The 19,696-nt window shown below is 34.6% G+C and carries 11 protein-coding genes and 1 riboswitch; of the genes, 6 read left to right on the top strand and 5 right to left on the bottom strand.

All coding sequences use genetic code 11. The features are described from left to right. Positions 1-167: 167 nt before the first annotated feature. The 5 genes from BLT80_RS05240 to BLT80_RS05220 all read right to left on the bottom strand — a co-directional run bounded on the left by BLT80_RS05240 (position 168) and on the right by BLT80_RS05220 (position 7,157). Entirely contained in the window at positions 168-2,747 is a 2,580-nt protein-coding gene (locus BLT80_RS05240; protein ID WP_092466508.1) for a phosphoenolpyruvate carboxylase, read from the bottom strand. 9 nt (positions 2,748-2,756) lie between these two features. Further along, positions 2,757-3,875, bottom strand: coding sequence for a 3-isopropylmalate dehydrogenase (leuB, locus tag BLT80_RS05235; protein ID WP_092466507.1), 1,119 nt, complete (start codon positions 3,873-3,875; stop codon positions 2,757-2,759). A 47-nt stretch (positions 3,876-3,922) separates the two neighbouring features. Beyond that, positions 3,923-4,513 carry a 3-isopropylmalate dehydratase small subunit gene (gene leuD / locus BLT80_RS05230; RefSeq protein ID WP_092466506.1) on the bottom strand — a complete coding sequence of 197 codons (591 nt, stop codon included), beginning with the start codon at positions 4,511-4,513 and terminating at the stop codon, positions 3,923-3,925. An 80-nt stretch (positions 4,514-4,593) separates the two neighbouring features. Continuing rightward, positions 4,594-5,976: a 3-isopropylmalate dehydratase large subunit gene (leuC, locus tag BLT80_RS05225; protein ID WP_092466505.1), complete on the bottom strand. Its 1,383-nt coding sequence runs from the start codon at positions 5,974-5,976 to the stop codon at positions 4,594-4,596. 5 nt (positions 5,977-5,981) lie between these two features. Next, a complete protein-coding gene (locus BLT80_RS05220; RefSeq protein WP_092466504.1) occupies positions 5,982-7,157 on the bottom strand; it encodes a 2-isopropylmalate synthase in 1,176 nt (391 codons plus the stop codon). A 148-nt stretch (positions 7,158-7,305) separates the two neighbouring features. Between BLT80_RS05220 and BLT80_RS05215 the strand changes: the two genes are divergently transcribed. The 6 genes from BLT80_RS05215 to tamL all read left to right on the top strand — a co-directional run bounded on the left by BLT80_RS05215 (position 7,306) and on the right by tamL (position 19,594). Further along, the gene (locus BLT80_RS05215) at positions 7,306-8,853 is read left to right on the top strand and encodes a hypothetical protein (RefSeq protein ID WP_175455560.1); all 1,548 of its coding nucleotides are present in this window, start codon (positions 7,306-7,308) and stop codon (positions 8,851-8,853) included. A gap of 102 nt (positions 8,854-8,955) precedes the next feature. Then, positions 8,956-9,079: riboswitch (SAM riboswitch) on the top strand. A gap of 144 nt (positions 9,080-9,223) precedes the next feature. After that, positions 9,224-10,522, top strand: coding sequence for an O-acetylhomoserine aminocarboxypropyltransferase/cysteine synthase family protein (locus BLT80_RS05210; protein WP_092466502.1), 1,299 nt, complete (start codon positions 9,224-9,226; stop codon positions 10,520-10,522). 81 nt (positions 10,523-10,603) lie between these two features. Continuing rightward, positions 10,604-11,056, top strand: a complete 453-nt coding sequence (locus tag BLT80_RS05205; RefSeq protein WP_092466501.1) for an OsmC family protein — start codon at positions 10,604-10,606, stop codon at positions 11,054-11,056. A gap of 9 nt (positions 11,057-11,065) precedes the next feature. Then, positions 11,066-12,073 carry an alpha/beta fold hydrolase gene (locus BLT80_RS05200; RefSeq protein WP_092466500.1) on the top strand — a complete coding sequence of 336 codons (1,008 nt, stop codon included), beginning with the start codon at positions 11,066-11,068 and terminating at the stop codon, positions 12,071-12,073. Between the two features lie 151 nt (positions 12,074-12,224). Then, entirely contained in the window at positions 12,225-17,309 is a 5,085-nt protein-coding gene (locus BLT80_RS05195; RefSeq protein ID WP_245710117.1) for a translocation/assembly module TamB domain-containing protein, read from the top strand. 2 nt (positions 17,310-17,311) lie between these two features. Then, entirely contained in the window at positions 17,312-19,594 is a 2,283-nt protein-coding gene (tamL, locus tag BLT80_RS05190; RefSeq protein WP_394331384.1) for a translocation and assembly module lipoprotein TamL, read from the top strand. Positions 19,595-19,696 lie beyond the last annotated feature (102 nt).

Below are 19,696 nucleotides of genomic sequence, written 5' to 3'. Positions count from 1 at the left end.
GTGTTGCATTCTTTCACATGAGTTTAAATTGATAATTAATTTAGTTGTTAGAATGAAAACCTTCGAAGCCTAACCTTCGAGGGTTTTTGCTTTAATATAGTTGCATAAAAAAAATCCTTAGAAGTTTAAAACTCCTGAGGATTTATAATATTACAAACTATTTGTTTTTATGCTGAATTACGACTCGCGTTTATATTCCCAAACAAAGAACGTGTTACCATCTTCTCAAAGATTTTAATCTGCTCTTCATCTCGTACCTCAGCTTTTTCAAGCTCTTGAATTTTCTTTAAGGCATATTGCTGAATCGTTAATAACGGTAATACAATAGATTCCCTTACTGCAATCGATGCTTTTCCTGATGGCTCTTCTTGCATCAATTCACTATAACCTGTAAGTTTTAAAATTAGACGTTTTGAAGTTTCATATTCTTTATAAATCACATTCCAAAATTCACCGTATTCTTCATCTTCAGACATATAACGTGTTAAGTCGAAAAAAGACTTAGACAAAGACATCATACTGTTTTCAATTAAAGTTTTGAAGAACGCTGATGTTTTAAATAAATGCTGAGCTTTATCAAACTCACCAATATCTTCATAATGTTTCAATGCCGTACCTACTCCAAAAAAGCCTGGTACATTTTGCTTCAATTGACTCCAAGATCCGACAAAAGGAATCGCTCTTAAGTCTTCAAATACCAAACCTTCCGATTTACCTCTTTTAGACGGACGACTACCAATATTTGTTTTCGCATAATATTTAAGCGTACTCATATGTTCTAAATAGGAAATAAATTTTGGATGCGCTTTGAAATTCACATACGCCTCATAACTACGATTCGCTAAATCAGTCATAACCTCCCTGTTTTCTGGCTGCATGCTTAAATCCGCATCGTTTAAACTGTTACCAATACCAGAACTAATCAATTGTTCTAAATTATATTGTGCAGATTCTAAAGTTCCAAAATTAGAACTTATCGTCTGACCTTGTATCGTTAACTGTACTTCTTCATCTTCTATTGTCGGACCTAATGACGCATAAAAATTATGCGTTTTTCCACCACCTCGTGCCGGCGGTCCACCACGTCCATCAAAGAAAATCACTTTGATGCCATGTTCTCTAGACACTCTGGTTAAATTTTCCTTAGCCTGGTAAATCGCCCAGTTCGCCATTAAATAACCACCATCTTTGGTACCATCACTAAAACCAAGCATAATGGTTTGCCTGTTTCCTCTTGCTTTTAAATGCTTCGCGTAATCAGGATTAGAATATAATTCCTCCATCACTTTTGGCGCATTCTCTAAATCGGTAATGGTTTCAAATAATGGCCCAATATCAACCGTTAAATTGTCTTGGAATGCCACTAATTTTAACATTGCAAACAATTGCATAACATGCAAAGTCGATTGGTTATTACTAATTATATAACGGTTTGCAGCTTGCTCACCATTTGTTTCTTGAATGGTTTTTATGGCCTTAATCGTCTCTAAAGCCATTAAGGTTTCTTCATCTTTTATTAAAGATAAATCAACAGAACCTTCAACTTTAGATAAAATTTGAATTTGCTCACGTTCTGGTAAATCGTGATAATTTTTTGGAAATATAGCACTACCGTTATCAAGCAACGCATTTACCATATCATTAAAAAACTGCTCGTGTTTTCGGCTATCTTGTCTGATATCTAAATTCGCAAAATGAAATCCGAATAAATGTGTTTTATTAATCAAACTATTCAACTCATCAACATATAAAGACTGATGCTTATCGATAATAATTTGCTTTACCGCTTTTAATTCTGAAACGAAATACTCTAAAGTTAAATCGGAAGATTCATTCGTTATGATACTATAAAGCTCACGCTCCAAATTACCCATACGATCTTCGACACCTTGAAACGTTAACTTTCGTTTTAATTGTCTTACGTTTCTATAATAATTTTTAATAATTGAAAGTCGTAATCTTCCTGCAACCTTCAACGTAATTTCTGGTGTTACAAAAGGATTTCCATCTCTATCACCCCCTGGCCAGAAACCAATATTAATAATATCGTTACTAATTGGTTTTCCATCAAATATATTCTGTTGAATATAATCGTATATACCTCCAAAAGATTTATAGAATACGTTCTCTAGGTACCATATTAAACTCACAGCCTCGTCAAAAGGAGATGGCTTTTCGTGCTTAAAAAATGGTGTTTTTCCTAATTGCGCTAATAAATCATTAATTCTTAAGAGATCATTCTCACGAATCGCTTCCGTTAAATCCGTAATAATCCCTAAAACGGAACCTGGATAAAACTGTGTTGGATGGGCTGTTAGAACAATTCTTACTTTAAATTCTTCTAAATATTTTTGAAGAGTCTCTAACTTATTATTTGCTGAAACAGTTTCTTTCAAACTTCTCAGTGTACCGATGCCATCCATATTATTAACAATTGGAAAAGCGGCATCTTCAATAGCATCGAATAAAACGACCTGTCTTTCGATATATTGAATAAATCGAAATAACAAATTCACCTGACTCTCAGAAGAGCGTCTGGCTTGGTATTTTTTAAAAAATGAATCTACTATAGCTGTTGGATTATCTTGATTTGCAAATCCCTTTTGGCAAGTTTCATGAAACAGCGGCAAAAGCGCTCCTGTTTTCGTAACTGCATCAAACGGCAAGGTCATAAATATACTATTGTATATCTGATACTTAGACAATACATTTTGATTAAAACGTGTTAATTTTGGTTGTGTGGACATTATCTTAAATTATATTATTGTAGACTGCCCTAAATGGATATTCTTAAAATTGAGATTAGTATCTTTTGGATTGTAAATGAAATCTTCAATAAAGTCACCAACATTAGAGGTCGTCACTGTATTTACCACCGAATTTATATCTGGTGTTGTAATGTTTAATTTTAACGATTTTTCTACAGCTAACCTAATTAATTCGGCTTCATTATGTAACTCAAAATGACTCAACAACATAGCAGCAGATAAAATTGACGCAATCGGATTTGCAATACCTTTATCAGCCGCTTGAGGGTATGAACCATGAATAGGTTCAAACATCGCATATTTATCTCCAACTGAAGCAGATGCTAATAATCCTATAGAACCACCGATAACACTAGCTTCATCACTAATAATATCGCCAAACATATTTTCTGTTAAAATTACATCGAACTGTTTTGGGTTTAAAATCATTTGCATCGCTGCATTATCTACAAATAAAAAGTCGAGAGTTACATCTGGATATTGCTCAGCAACTTCTTTCACTACCTTTCTCCAAAGTCGAGATGTTTCTAACACATTAGCCTTATCCACTAAAGTCACCTTATGACTTCTATGTTCAGCGGCAACAAATGCCAAATGTGCAATACGCTCTATTTCTTCGCGAGAATACCCACATAAATCCGAAGCGTAATTACCATCTTCCGACGTATGTTTTTCACCAAAATAAATACCACCAGTTAATTCTCTATAAATAGAAATATCCGTACCCTGAATGATATGTTTCTTTAATGGCGATTTATCCAATAAGGTTTTATAAGCTTTTACAGGTCTAATATTAGCATACAAACCCAACTCTTTACGCAATTTAAGCAAGCCTTGTTCTGGACGCACTTTTGCAGAAGGATCGTTATCATATTTAGGATCACCAATAGCTCCAAATAAGATCGCATCACTTTTCTTACAAAGTTCTAATGTTTTCTCAGGTAAAGCATCATTATGCTTATCTATGGCAACAGCTCCAACATCTGCCGTTGTAAATTTAAAATTATGATTAAATTCCGAAGCAATTGCTTTCAAAGCCTTTATAGCTTGATTTGTAACTTCTGGACCAATACCATCACCTGGTAAAATTGCTATGTTTAATTTCATCTAAGAAAAATCAATTCCCGAATTAACGAAAATCTTACGTTTAATTATTAGTATATTTTTTGAGCTTCAAAAGCTTCAATTTGTTCTTTATTATTAATCAGATAGTCGATATCATCATAACCATTGATCATACATGTTTTTTTGTAGGCATCAATTTCAAAATTTTCGGATAACTCTGAATCTTTTACTGAAATGGTTTGTTTTTCGAGATCAACCACTAATTCTGTCTCTGGATTGGACACAACTCGCTGCATTAAGTCACTTAAAAACGCTGGAGAAACCTGCACTGGCAGCAATCCATTATTTAAGGCATTCCCTTTAAATATATCTGCAAAAAAACTAGACACCACCACTTTAAATCCAAAATCTGTTATGGCCCAAGCGGCATGTTCTCTACTCGATCCGCAACCAAAATTATCTCCTGCAACTAAAATACTCCCTGAGTATTTTGAATCATTTAATACAAAATCCGTATTAATTGTTCCATCTTTGTGATATCTCCAATCTCTAAATACATTGTTTCCAAATCCTTCTCTATCTGTCGCTTTTAAAAAACGAGCAGGTATAATTTGATCCGTATCTACATTCTCAATATGTAATGGAATGGCTCTCGATTGTAATGTTGTAAACTTTTCCATAGTAATGCCCACAAAAGTGGGTATCTTCTTTTAATTCATTTTAAATACCTACAAGGTTTTTGAAGCCTTGCAGGATAATATCAATTCAATTGCCTTGAAATATCTATAATTTTACCTTCTACTGCAGTTGCTGCCGCTACTAAAGGACTTGCTAAAATAGTACGTGAACCTTGCCCTTGTCGACCTTCGAAATTCCTATTTGAGGTTGATACACAATATTCTCCCTGAGGAATCTTATCATCGTTCATCGCTAAACACGCTGAACAACCTGGTTGACGCAATTCAAAACCTGCATCATCAAAAATAGATTTTAGACCTTCTTCTATTATTTGAGTTTCCACTTGCTTACTTCCTGGCACTAACCAAGCCGTAACATTAGCGGCTTTTTTCTTGCCTTTTATATAGTTGGCTGCGACTCTAAAATCTTCAATTCTAGAATTGGTACAACTCCCTATAAACACAAAATTGATAGGCTTATTAATTAAACTTTCTCCAGCTTCAAAATTCATATAAGCTAAAGATTTTTTAAACGATGGATTTTCATCCACAGGAATCGTTTCAGAAATTTTAATTCCCATTCCTGGATTAGTACCGTACGTAATCATTGGCGCTATATCTTCTGCATCGAAGCTGTATTCTTTATCAAATTTAGCATCGCTATCTGTTGGCAAGGTTTTCCAATAGGCCACTTTCTTATCAAACGCTTCACCTTTTGGCGCGAATTCTCTACCTTTTACATATTCAAAAGTCGTTTCATCTGGTGCAATCATTCCCCCTCTTGCCCCCATTTCGATACTCATGTTACAGACCGTCATTCGACCTTCCATACTCATGTCTTCGAACACATTTCCTGCATACTCACAGAAATAGCCCGTACCAGAATTGGTTCCTAATTTTGAAATGATATACAGAATTACATCCTTTGGTAAAACACCATTTTTCAACTTACCATTAACGGTAACTCTTAAACTTTTTGGCTTTGTAAGCAACAAGCACTGGCTCGCAAATACTTGCGCCACCTGACTTGTCCCAATACCAAAAGCAATGGCCCCAAACGCACCATGTGTAGACGTATGACTATCACCGCAGACCATGGTCAAGCCTGGTTGTGTCACCCCTAACTCTGGAGCCATTACATGCACAATACCGTTATATTTATGTCCTAATTCGTATAGTGTTATATTATTTTTTTTACAATTTTCAGATAATTGCTCCAATTGCTTTCTAGACAACTCATCTTTTATCGGTTGATCTTGATTCAACGTCGGAGTATTATGATCTGCTGTAGCCACAATTTGATTGGACCTAAATACAGGAATGCCACGATCTTCTAACTCATTAAAAGCCTGTGGACTTGTTACTTCATGTATTAAATGTTTATCTATATATAATATTTGCGGCCCATTTTCTATAGTACTGACCACGTGAGAATCCCAAACTTTATCAAATAATGTTTTACTCATCTATCTTATGCTGAAATTATTTGTTGATACACATTACTCGTTTCGATAATTTGATGAATATCATTATCATTGATTTCTTTCTTTCTATCTGCAAAACTTAAAAAGTTAGCATACACATCATCTAACTGCAACTTCGTAAGTTCATAACCTACATTTTTTGCTCTGTAAGCCAAAGCAGCACGTCCACTTCTTGCGGTTAACACAATAGCCGACTCCGTAACACCGACATCTCTAGGGTCGATAATTTCGTAAGTTGCTCTATTTTTTATCACACCATCTTGATGAATCCCAGAACTATGCGCAAAAGCATTAGCTCCAACAATTGCCTTGTTGGGTTGTGTATAAATACCCATACTATCACTTACCAATTGACTCATTCCAAATAGCATCGATGTATTAATATTTGTATCTAAATTAAGATAAGGATGCTGCTTTAGCACCATCACCACTTCTTCTAAAGCCGTATTTCCTGCACGCTCACCAATACCGTTGATCGTACATTCAATTTGACGTGCTCCATTAATGACACCTTCAATAGAATTTGCTGTTGCCAAACCTAAATCATTATGACAATGACAAGACAGAATAGCCTTTTCAATACCTTTTACATTTTCTTTTAAGTATTTAATTTTTGCACCATATTCACTAGGCAAACAATACCCTGTTGTATCAGGAATATTCAATACTGTTGCGCCAGCTCTAATTGCTGCTTCACATACTCTTGCTAAATATTCATTATCTGTTCGTCCAGCATCTTCAGCATAAAACTCAACATCCTCAACAAATGACTTGGCATATTTTACCGCTTCAAAAGCACGCTCAACAATAGCTTCTCTGTTCGATTTGAATTTATGAAGGATATGCGAATCTGAAGTGCCTATTCCTGTATGGATCCTAGGCTTTTTAGCATATTTTAATGATTCTGCCGCTACTTTTATATCATTTTCTACGGCTCTTGTTAAACCACAAACAGTAGCATTCTTAACAATTTTTGAAATCGCTTCTACAGATTTGAAATCACCTGGACTAGAAACTGGAAATCCTGCTTCAATGACATCGACTCCAAGTTGATCTAACTGCTCTGCAATAACCACTTTTTGTTCTGAGTTAAGTTTACAACCTGGAACCTGCTCGCCATCACGAAGTGTTGTATCGAAGATTTGTATGTTATTATTTGACATATATCAAAATATATTTTATAGTATTGTCTAACGAATGTATGTTTTGATTTAGATTTAAACATTATTGATATAGTTAGTTTACGATGTTCAGTTGCCAAAATATACTTTAAATAACTGATTTACAGATTTATAAATCTATTTTCTATTGATAACTAAAGACCAAAAAGATAATTTATTCTCACTTGTAAAGTCCTTAACAAAATCCGAAAAACGGCAATTTAAACTTTACGTAGGAAGACTTGGGGTAAATTCAGATTCTAAATTCTTGAATTTATTCAATCTTTTGGACAAAGCTAAAACCTACAATGAAGCTTTAATTTTAAAGAGTGGTATTGTAAAAAAGCAACAACTTGCCAATGTAAAAGCGCATTTGTATAAACAAATTCTAATCAGTCTTAAGCTCAATCCATCACATCAAAATGTGCGTTTACAAATAAGAGAACAACTCGATTTCGCTTCCATTCTGTACCATAAAGGCTTATATAAACAAAGCTTGAAAATCTTAGACAAAGCCAAGGAATTAGCGATTATTAACGAGGAAAAAAATTCAGCTTTCGAGATTGTCGAACTCGAAAAAGTAATTGAATCCCAATACATTACACGAAGTATTAGTACTCGCGCAGATGAATTGGCAGTGCAAGCCAAAGAGTTGAGTTCACTAAATGTCATAGCAAGTAAACTCTCCAATTTATCACTTCAACTTTATAGCACCATTCTAAAAACAGGCTATATAAGAAATGAAAAAGAAGCTAACATGGTTATTAATTATTTTAATAAACATGTTCCTAAAGTAAACATTGAAAAATTAGGATTCCGAGAAAAATTATGGCTTTACAAAGCTAATTTATGGCAGAGTTTTTTACTTCAAGATTTTTTGAGCTGTTATAAATATGCTTCAAAATGGGTGGATTTATTTTATCAGAATCCAAGCATGATTAATCTGAATCCTGTATTCTTTTTAAAAGGAAATAATTATCTTTTAGAAGCCTTATTTTTTATTGGAAACAAACCAAAATTTTCAGAAAAACTTTCAGAATTTGAAGCCACAATTCAAAAGTCCGATTTTCCCGAAGATGAAAATGTGGCCACTTTAGTTTTTCTCTACACCAATTTCCACAGCATCAATAAACACTTTATTGACGGCAGTTTTGAGGACGGCTTAGATTTAATTCCTAAAATAGAAAAAGCACTAATTCCTTTTAATGACAGAATTGATCCCCATCATAAAATGATATTTTATTACAAGTTTGCAAGTTTACATTTTGGAGCCGGCAACAACAAAGCGTGCATAAAATATTTGGATAAAATTATCTCAAACAAAACACTTTCAATGCGTGAAGATTTACTCTGTTTTTCGAGAGTTCTAAACCTTGTAGCGCATTATGAAGCTGGTTTAGATTATCATTTAGAAACCCTTTTACGAAGCACGTATAAATTTTTAATAAAGATGAATGACCTGCATGAAGTGCAAAAGGAAATGATAAAATTCATTAGAGGACTTCAGGATATTTATCCACACGATCTTAAACATGCGTTTAGAGAATTACACAAAACGTTGAAGACTTTTGAAGATCATCCGTACGAGCGACGTGCCTTTTTGTACCTCGATATTATTTCTTGGCTAGAGAGTAAAATTGAAAACAAACCCGTAGGCGAAATAATTCAAACTAAGTATTTAGCAAAGAAAAGTTCATAATTCTACGAATTTCACAAAAAACTCATAAAATTGACAAATTATTTGGATTTGTAGTTTTTGTATTGCAATATTTGTGCTCACAAAGTTCAAACACTTACTGAAATGTTATCAAGAAAGGCGGAGGGAATGACCCTATGAAGCCTTAGCAACCCTTAGATTTACTAAGAAGGTGCTAAATTCTACTTAATTATTTGATTCATTAATCGAAAAATTGGATAGATAACTCAAGACTAATTACTCATCTGTAATTAGCATTTTCTTTTTAATATTTTTCTATTAAGTACGCTTCTTCCTTCGACTACGCTCAAGGAACAAAAGAGGCTTATTTGGCTTTTGGTTTAATCATTTATTAACTCAAAAACTTAGAAAAATGAGTACACAAAAATTTGCAACACAAGCGTTGCACGCAGGTCACGACACCAATCTAACCTCAGGAACAAGAGCTGTTCCTATTTACCAAACATCATCGTATGTTTTTAAAGATTCAGATGAAGCCGCTGGACGATTTAATCTTTCTGTTCCTGGATACATTTACACACGTTTAAACAATCCAACAAACGACATTCTAGAGCAGCGATTAGCAGCATTAGAAGGCGGAATTGCAGCTGTGGCTACAGCTTCTGGAACCTCAGCAATTGCAACAACTTTACTAACACTTTTAAGAGCTGGTGATCATATTGTCGCATCGAGCAGTTTGTATGGAGGCACCTACAATTTATTGAGCGTTACCTTACCAAGACACGGTATTACGACGACATTTGTTGACGCGTCAAACCCAGAAGAATTTGAAAAAGCAGCACAAGAAAACACAAGAGCCTTTTTTATAGAATCTTTAGGAAACCCGAAACTAGATGTTTTAGATCTTGAAGCGATTTCGAAAGGAGCGAAAGCGCATAAAGTGCCCTTAATTGTAGATAATACAGTAGCTACACCTTATTTATTAAATCCAATTGAATACGGTGCAAACATCGTTATTCATTCGTTAACCAAATATATCACCGGAAACGGAACATCATTAGGAGGCATCATTATCGATGCTGGTACTTTTGACTGGACTAACGGAAAATTTCCAGAATTCACAGAACCCTCTGCAGGTTATCATGGTTTAGTATATAGCGAAGCTATTGGAGCTGCTGCATTTATAGCAAAAATCAGAATTGAAGGTTTACGGGATTATGGTGGAGCCTTAAGTCCGTTTAATGCCTTTCAAATTATTCAAGGTTTAGAAACTTTAGAATTACGTATTCTAAAACATAGTGAAAACGCTCTTGAATTAGCAACATGGTTAGAATCTCAACCTGAAGTTAAATGGGTGAATTACCCAGGATTAAAATCTAGCAAGTATCATGCGTTAGCTAAAAAGTATTTACCAAAAGGTCAAAGTGGCGTCGTCACTTTTGGAGTGGATGGTGGTTACGAAGCTGCAAAAACTATTGCTGATACGACCAAATTATTCTCATTATTAGCCAATATAGGAGACACAAAATCACTTATCATTCATCCTGCAAGTACTACGCATCAGCAATTAAGTGATGATGCACAAGAAACCACAGGTGTTACTAAAGATTTAATTCGTTTATCTGTAGGTATTGAAAATATCGAAGATTTAAAAGACGATTTAAAAGAAGCTTTTGCTGTTGTAAAACAGAAAAAAGCCCTTCAAAATTAAATTTAAATTGTGAAGTAAGACGGATGTCTTTAATTATAAAGGCATCTGTTTTATAATATTCAATTCTAAAAAGACAAAAACATGAGTGATTTAAAATTCTCCGTTGTAGGAGACAGTGCTTCTGCAACCCAATTTATAGGAAAAACAAGACAATTTACTTTAGTTGTAGATGAACCTGAAGCTTTAGGCGGCACCGATGAAGATGCCAATCCGGTGGAATACATTTTAGCAGGCTTTGCTGGTTGTGCCAATGTTGTCGGACATCTCGTAGCCAAGGAATTAGGTTTCACAATTAAAAATTTAAAGATTGAAGTGACGGGTGAATTAAATCCGGATCGGTTTTTAGGTACCTCTACCAAAGAACGCGCAGGCTTTAAAACCATTAACCTCAACCTTATTCCAGAGACCGATGCCAGTATTGAAGTTTTAACAAAATGGCTTCAAATTGTTGAAGAACGTTGTCCTGTAAAGGATAATTTACAGAATAAAACACCTTTAAAAATTTCCGTAGAAAAAGAATATACAGCTATATAAAAATTTGCCATGGCACATTTACACTACATAACCCTAACTAATTATGTTACTGAAAGCGGTAAGACAATTACCCCTAAATTGTCTTACCAAACTTTTGGTAAAGCATTACATTCTGCACCCATAATTTTAGTCAACCATGCCCTTACCGGAAACTCAAATGTGGTTGGAGAAGACGGCTGGTGGAATGATATTATTGGAGACGACAAATGTATTAACACTAATGATTATACTATTTTAGCCTTTAACATTCTTGGTAATGGCTACGATAATATTGCAGATAACTGCATTGAAAATTATAAAGATTTTACAGCAAGAGACATTGCCAAACTATTTGCTTTAGCTATAGAACAATTAGAAATTGAAAATTTATTTGCGGTTATAGGTGGTTCTGTCGGTGGGGGAATTGCATGGGAATTAGCCGCACTAAAACCTCGTTTAATTCAACATTTAATTCCTATTGCGACCGACTGGAAATCTACGGATTGGGTCATTGCGAATTGCCACATTCAAGATGCGATATTGAATAATTCTACACAACCACTAGTGGATGCTAGAATGCACGCCATGACCTTATATCGTACACCAGAATCGCTAACACAAAAATTTGATCGCACTAAGAAAAACGATGCCCTTTACAATATTGAATCTTGGTTGAGTTATCATGGAAATGCACTAGACAATCGTTTTCAGGTGGCAGCTTATAAACTGATGAATCAAATTTTGCGTACTATTGATATTACAAGAAACAGAACTGATTTTTTAGAAGTCGCTTCAAAAATTGAAAGTGATATTCATATCATCACTATTAATTCTGATTTGTTTTTTAAAGCGGATGAAAATTGGAATACTTATGTGGACTTAAAAGCAGTGAAAGACAACGTTCATATTCATGAAATTAAATCGGTGCATGGCCACGATGCTTTTTTAATAGAATTTGATCAATTAGCACGTTTTTTGAAGCCTATTTTTTCAACGGTATTGAAATCAAACGAAAAACTCGAACAGCACGTTGCTTAAAACAACCTTGCATTTAACAAAATAGAAGCTGAACAAATCGTTCGGCTTTTTTATTTTTTAGTTTTAATTTTAGTTAAAAATTAATGTGAGAGCGTTAATATTATTAGCATTAAAGACAATAGTTATACTTTTACACGTATATATTTGACTATTGAACAAGATCGAAAATACAGAGCCTCAAATACCAAAAAAACGACAATATCGTTGGTTTCGCAGAACCTTACGCGTACTGTTAGGCATTTTTGTGTTCTTTTTTTTGGTAATTCTTTTTGTTCGTAGCCCTTGGGGACAAGGTATCATTGTGGATAAAGCAGTCAGTTACGTCTCTGATAAAACCGGAACTAAGGTCGCCATAGAAAAACTTTTTATTACGTTTGATGGTGATATACAACTCGATGGCCTGTATCTCGAAGACAAAAAAGGAGACACCTTAGTCTATTCAAAATCATTGGAAGCTAACATCCCTCTAATTAAAATCATAAGTGGTAATGGCATCGGAGTTGATGCTTTAGATTGGGATGGTTTGCGTGCCAATGTGATTAGAAAAGATAGCATTGAAGGTTATAACTTTCAATTTCTAATTGATGCTTTTGCTTCTACCGACACTACAGCTGTTGCAACAGATACCACCTCTACTCCACTGAACCTTGTTTTAGGCAACTTAAATTTCAATAATTTTGATGTTGTTTTTGATGATGCGGTTGCAGGCATTGATTCTAGATTTAAAATTGGGAAGTTGAAGGCTAATATGAAAACCACCAATATTGAAGACATGATTTTTAATGCTTCAACGGTTGAACTCAGTGATGCTAATATCAAGTTTATTCAAAAACCAGTGGCGATTGACACCACAACTTCAAATACTCCTTTACCAAAATTAGCTTTTGAAACTATTGCGCTAAACAATGTGGTTGCTTATTACGAATCGCAACCTGACCGTTTGATTGCAGATGTTGATATTTCAGAATTCTCAACAGAATCACCACTCATAAATTTAGCAGCTAGTGATTTCAATCTTAAAAAAATCACGCTTAAAAATTCTAAAATCAGCTTAACCACAGACGCTGAAATTAATGGCTTAACGCAAAAAATAGAGGAAGTTACTGAGGAAGTAAAAACAGACATCACAACGTTTGAATGGCCACAACTAACAATTAATACTGCGTCCATTGATTTTGAAAACAATCAGATTAATTATAGCGTGGGTAACGCAAAACCTACAAAGGATATTTTTAACCCGAATGCTATCGCACTTTCAAATTTTACGCTTCAAGCGAAAGACATTTCTTTAAAAGATAAAAAAGCGACACTAGACTTAGAACAACTAAATTTTAACGAATATTCAGGATTAAACCTCAATCAATTGGCTGTTAATTTTAACGCTACAGATCAAGATATGCGTTTGGATGATTTACAATTCAAATTAAATAACAATTCAATTTCAGGTGATGCACATTTAGAGTATCAGTCACTTTCAAAATTAATAGAAGCTCCTGAAACTACTAAGGTCAACTTAAACCTCCCAGCCTTTCAACTCTCATTGACAGAGATTTTCAAATTTCAACCTGATTTAAAAAATAACGAATACCTCAATAAATTAAGCAAAAAACTAATTCTAGGAAATCTAAATGCTTCCGGAACTTTAGCATCAATTAATTTGAATAAAGCAGAACTTAACTGGGGAAATTCAACAAAAATCTCCACTAAAGGAACGCTTCAAAACGTCACCAATCCTGAAACACTTCAATTTGATATTCCACAGTTTTCAGCAATTACAAAGCGATCTGATTTAATTCAGTTTGTAAATGAGGAAGACTTAGGAATTAGCTTTCCAAATGACGTGAAATTTGTAGCACAACTCAAAGGCAACCCTCAAGACATTTCAGCAAAAGCAAACCTAACAAGCTCTCAAGGCCTTGCGAATATTGATGGTAGTTATAAAAACACGGATAAAATTGCGTTTAATGCTACAGTCGCTATTGAAGATTATAAAGTTAATGAATTGCTTAACAATCCACAATTTGGAACACTAAGTCTTACCCTTACATCTGAAGGAAGCGGGAACACCATCAACACACTCGATGCCATTTTGGATGCTACTATTTCTGAATTTCAACTTAATAATTATGCTATAAAAGATCTTCATCTTAATGGTGATATTAAAAACGGAACAGGAAATATTCAGTCGCAATATAAAGACAGTAATCTCAATGCGAACCTAGATGCTTTTGTGGTTTTAGATTCTATTTCTCCTGAAGCTAAAGTTAAAATTAACGTTATTGGCGCCAACCTAGAAGCGCTTGGTGTAATGAGTCGTAATATTAGAACGGCCATGAATGTCACTGTAGATTTTAAAGGTAATGGTGAAACTTACGATGCTAGCGCTAACATTGACAACGGTGTTGTTGTGTATGACAATAGAAGTTATTTAATAGGTGATATTAAAGCCATGGCGCATGTGGATAGAGACACGACTTCGGTTTCGGTTAAAAACAACATTTTAGATCTTGATTTAAAGTCAAATACCAATCCTCAAACGTTTAGTAAAGCGATTAAACGACACGTTCTAAGTTATTTTTATAGAGATGAAAATGTCTCAGACACAATTAGCGATTTTGTGAACTTAAACCTCAAAGGTAAAATTTCGCAATCCCCTTTACTGAATGACGTCTTCTTAGTTAATGTTCAAGGTTTAGACACCATTAACGTGGCTGTAGATTTCAACGAAAAAGCGCGACAACTACAAGCAAATATTACGGCGCCACATATTAACTATAGCGGCAATAAATTGGACAGTCTTGCTTTTTCTATGGACACCGACAAAGAGAATTTCAATTTTAATCTAGGTTTTAAAAACATCACTGCTGGTCCGTTAGATGTGCCTAAAACCATCATAACTGGCCACCAAACCAACAACGAATTAGCGCTTAACTTTTTGGGCTATCATCAAGGAGAGCAACTCATGAATGTCAACACCAAAATCACTGGCAGCAGAGAGCGTTTAAGATTTACAGTAAATCCGGATAGCTTAATACTCAATAAAGAGAAATGGTTAATTCCTGAAGACAATGAAATCATCCTAACAGATAAGCATCTCGAATTTAATAACTTTAAAATCAACCAAAACAATCAATCTATTGCGCTTACAGACAAATTAGAGCAAATTTCGAAAGAACATATTGCCATTGAATTCGAGAATTTTGACATCAATGCCATCTTTAATTATTTAAATCCAGAAGCCGAATTAGCAACCGGGCAACTAAATGGTAATTTTATTCTCGAAGATCCGTTTACTAATGCTGGTATTTTAGCCGATTTAAGTATTGAACAATTAAACATGCTTAAAACCGATTTAGGCACTTTAAGCGTGAATGGAAATTCATTGGACGACAATAGTTATGCTTTTAATGCTGGACTAAAAGGTGGTGATATTGATTTTGATCTCGTCGGTGATTACACTGTCACTAACAACATAGCAAATCTCGATCTCGATTTTAATATCAACGAATTCAAAATACAAGCACTCAACACCTTATCTATGGGTGAAATTAAAGATGCTGACGGTAGTTTTTCTGGTGCTTTTAAAGTTACAGGTTCAACATCAGATTTAAAGTATGATGGTTCTATAACATTCAACAATGCTGGTTTCAATGTCGCTAAACTGAACACTAAATTTAGCATGACTAAAGAAACGCTGAGCATCAATAATGATGGCCTTTCAATGAAAGATTTCACCATTCGTGATGAAAACAATAATGCCTTGGTACTTTCTGGTAAGGTTGGTACCGAGAGTTTTATCAATCCAACATTCGATTTAAGTGTAAAAACTACAAATTTTCAAGTCTTAAACGCTTCAAAAGAAGACAATCAAGAATTCTACGGCAAGGTCACTTTTGACGCCAATGCAAAACTAACTGGCGATTTACAAATCCCAAAATTAGACGCCAAACTCACTTTAGGTTCCGATACCGATCTCACTTATGTACTACCATCATCAGTAGCCAGTGTGGAGGAACGCGATGGAGTTGTTGTATTTGTTAATCGTGAAAATCGAGATGCTATTCTCACCCAAACTGAAGAACAAACGGCTACGATAAAAGGCTTTGATATTAGAGCGTTATTCAACGTTGGAAAAAATGCAGCAGTCACTATAATTATAGATGAAGAAACCGGAGATAATTTTAAAATTTCAGGTGAAGGTGATTTTGTTTTCACCATGAAACCAAATGGGCGAATCACACTTACTGGTGCCTATGAAATTTCAGAAGGCCATTACGAACTCAACCTTTACAATTTAGTGAATCGAAAATTCTTAATTGCTCAAGGCAGTCGTGTCACTTGGTCTGGCGATCCTTTTGATGCGAAACTAGATATACGCGCCATATACAATTTAGAAACTTCGGCTTACGGATTGATGGCATCGCAAATCTCTGGTGCAGATTCCTCTGTAAAAACTAAATACCAAGAAGTTTTACCTTTTAATGTCTACCTCAATATTGATGGCGAATTATTACAACCTAAAATTTCATTTGGTTTAGATATGCCAGAAGAAGACCAAGGTGCCATTAGCGGACAAGTATATTCTAGAGTACAACAAGTGAACCAGCAAGAAGGAGAACTTAATCGCCAAGTTTTTTCACTTTTAGTGCTCAATCGTTTTTATCCAGATTCTGGCAGTGATGGTAGTGACGGAGGCTTTGCTACAATTGCAAGAGACAATTTAAATGATGCAGTATCCGATCAGCTAAATACATTTTCTGATAAAATATTAGGTGGTACTGGTATAGAGCTCGATTTTGGACTTAACAGCTACACCGATTATCAAGGCGATTCACCATCAGATCGTACTGAGTTAGAAATCGCAGCAAAGAAAAAATTGTTTAACGACAGATTAACGGTTAGTGTTGGTAGTGACGTAGACATACAAGGCAGCAGTAGCACTGATGAGGAAGCACCTGTAATTGGTAATGTAAGCTTAGAATATGCATTAACAGAAGACGGCAGATACCGACTAAAGGGCTTTAGAAAAAGTGAATTTGAAAATGTGATAGATGGCCAAACCATAGTGAGTGGTATTAGTTTAATATTCACAAAAGAATTCAATCAATTTAGCGAACTTTGGGATGCTATTTTGCGTTCTAAAAAAGAGAAGAAAGCAAAACCTGAAACCGAGAAAGAGGCACAAGAAAAACAGCAAGAAGCAACGGACGAAAGTATAGAACAGAAAAAGAATTAAACTTGAAAAGAATCTTAAAACATAGTATCTCTTTTATTTTCTTCGGAATGATTTTATACTCCTGCAGTATAAAAAAACACATTCCTGAAGGCGAACGTTTATATACTGGTGCTAAAATTGAAATTGAATCGGATTCTATCATAAAAAATGAAGAAGAACTAAAAACAGAATTAGAAACCGTTTTAAGACCTGAACCGAATTCTAAGTTCTTGGGAATGCATTTAGGCTTGTATTATTATTACAAAATGCAAAAGAAAAAACCAGGTTTCATCAACAGATGGCTATATAAACAAATAGGAGAAAAACCTATTTATCAATCTAGCGTAGAACCTTTTGAGATTGAAGACGTACTAAGAAATCGCCTTGAAAACAAAGGATTTTTCTACAGCACTGCAACTTCCGCTTTTGAAGAAAAAGAGATGGAAGCCTCCATTAATTATAAACTAAAAATTACAGAACCTTATAAAATGGAGCGTTTCCAAATTGACTCTATGCCTTCACCACTCTATGAAGATGTAAAAAAGGAAACTGACAAATCCCCATTTCAAAAGAACATGCGTTTCGATTTGTCTAATATGAAATTAGAACGCCAGCGTATTGATGCACAACTAAAGCAAAAAGGCTATTATAATCTCAATCCTGATTTTTTCATTTTTGAAGCAGATACTAATCAATACGACAATAAACGCTTCGATTTATTTTTAAAATTGAAAGCCGAAGTTCCTAAAAAAGCGACTATTCCTTATCGCATTTCAAAGATAAATGTCTTTGCTAATTACGACTTACAAGATTCCACATACGCCAAAACAGAACGGTTCAACAATAAGAATTACATACAAGACACACTGTTTATAAAACCTAAATTCCTCGATGAATTTATTACACTAAATGAAGGTGATTTCTACAGTCCTGAAAATTCTAAAAATACCGCCAGGCGCTTATCAAAAATTGGAGCGTATAAATATGTCAACATTCAATATAAAGAAGTTGATTCGCTACTCACGGATAGTTTAGGAGTTCTCGAAACCAATATTTTTTTATCACCACTAACTAAACGTGCCGTCCGTGCCGAAATACAAGCCGTCACCAAATCCAATAATTACACAGGTCCTCATTTAGCGTTAACCTACAGTAATCGTAATGTTTTTAAAGGAGGAGAAACGTTAAACATTAGCACAAATGTTGGTTACGAATCGCAATTTATCAGTGGTGACAACACAGGACTTAGCAGTGTAGAATTAGGTCTAACCACTGAGATTATTTTTCCACGTGTTTTATTTCCTGTAAAAATCAATACGGATTTCTTTAAATATTCCATCCCAAAAACAAAAACAAGTGTTGGACTTAATTATTTGAATCGGAGTGAATTGTATACTTTACTTTCAGGAACTGGGCAGTTTGGGTACTCTTGGAATGCCAATAAATTTATAACCTATCAATTTAATCCTATTTCAATAAGCTACACTAAACTTTCAAATACGACCGCTGAATTTGAAACTATTTTAGACGAAAATTCATACTTACAACAAAGTTTCGATCAGCAATTTATTTCAGGTATGACCTTTTCATTTACTTATAACGAAATGGTAGATGCCAACGATCCTAATCAGTTTTACCTAAACACAACTTTAGATGTTGCAGGTAATTCGATTAGTTTGCTAGGAAAAGAAACCACTTCTGGCGAACCAAAAGAATTTTTAGGATTGCAATATGCGCAATATGCGAAAGCCGATTTAGATTTAAGGTTCCATCTTAACTTCGGTAAAGATAGAGCACAAACCTTAGCAACACGATTATTTGCTGGCTACGGCTTACCTTATGGAAACTCGGATGTTATTCCGTATGTAAAGCAATATTTTTCAGGTGGCCCTTATAGTGTTAGAGCTTTTAAAACGCGCTCTTTAGGACCAGGAACTTACAATGACGATAGCAATAACGACGATGTAACCTATTGGGATCAAACCGGAAATATTAGATTAGAAGCCAATGTAGAATATCGTTTTCCTATAGTTTCATATTTTAAAGGTGCGGTATTTGCCGATGCTGGAAATGTCTGGAACTCTAAATCCAATTCTGTGTTTGACGGAGAAGATAAATTCACCTCTAACTTCATCAATGAATTAGGTATGGGAGCCGGATTTGGGTTGCATATTGATGTGCAAGGTTTTGTTATTCGTTTCGATTTGGCAGCACCTTTCCACGATCCGTCATTAGCACCAGGAAAACGTTTCGATTTTAAATATGACGAACCTGTGCTTAACTTCGCTATTGGCTATTCGTTTTAATATTGCGAAAACCTGAAGAAATCAAATACATTAAAAAATACCTTATTATATTTGAATTTAATACCTTTATTGAAACACACGTTTCAAAATAAGACAACAACT

Source organism: Winogradskyella thalassocola, assembly GCF_900099995.1.
GTDB classification, from domain to species: domain Bacteria; phylum Bacteroidota; class Bacteroidia; order Flavobacteriales; family Flavobacteriaceae; genus Winogradskyella; species Winogradskyella thalassocola.
This window is presented reverse-complemented; position numbering and strand designations above follow the sequence as displayed.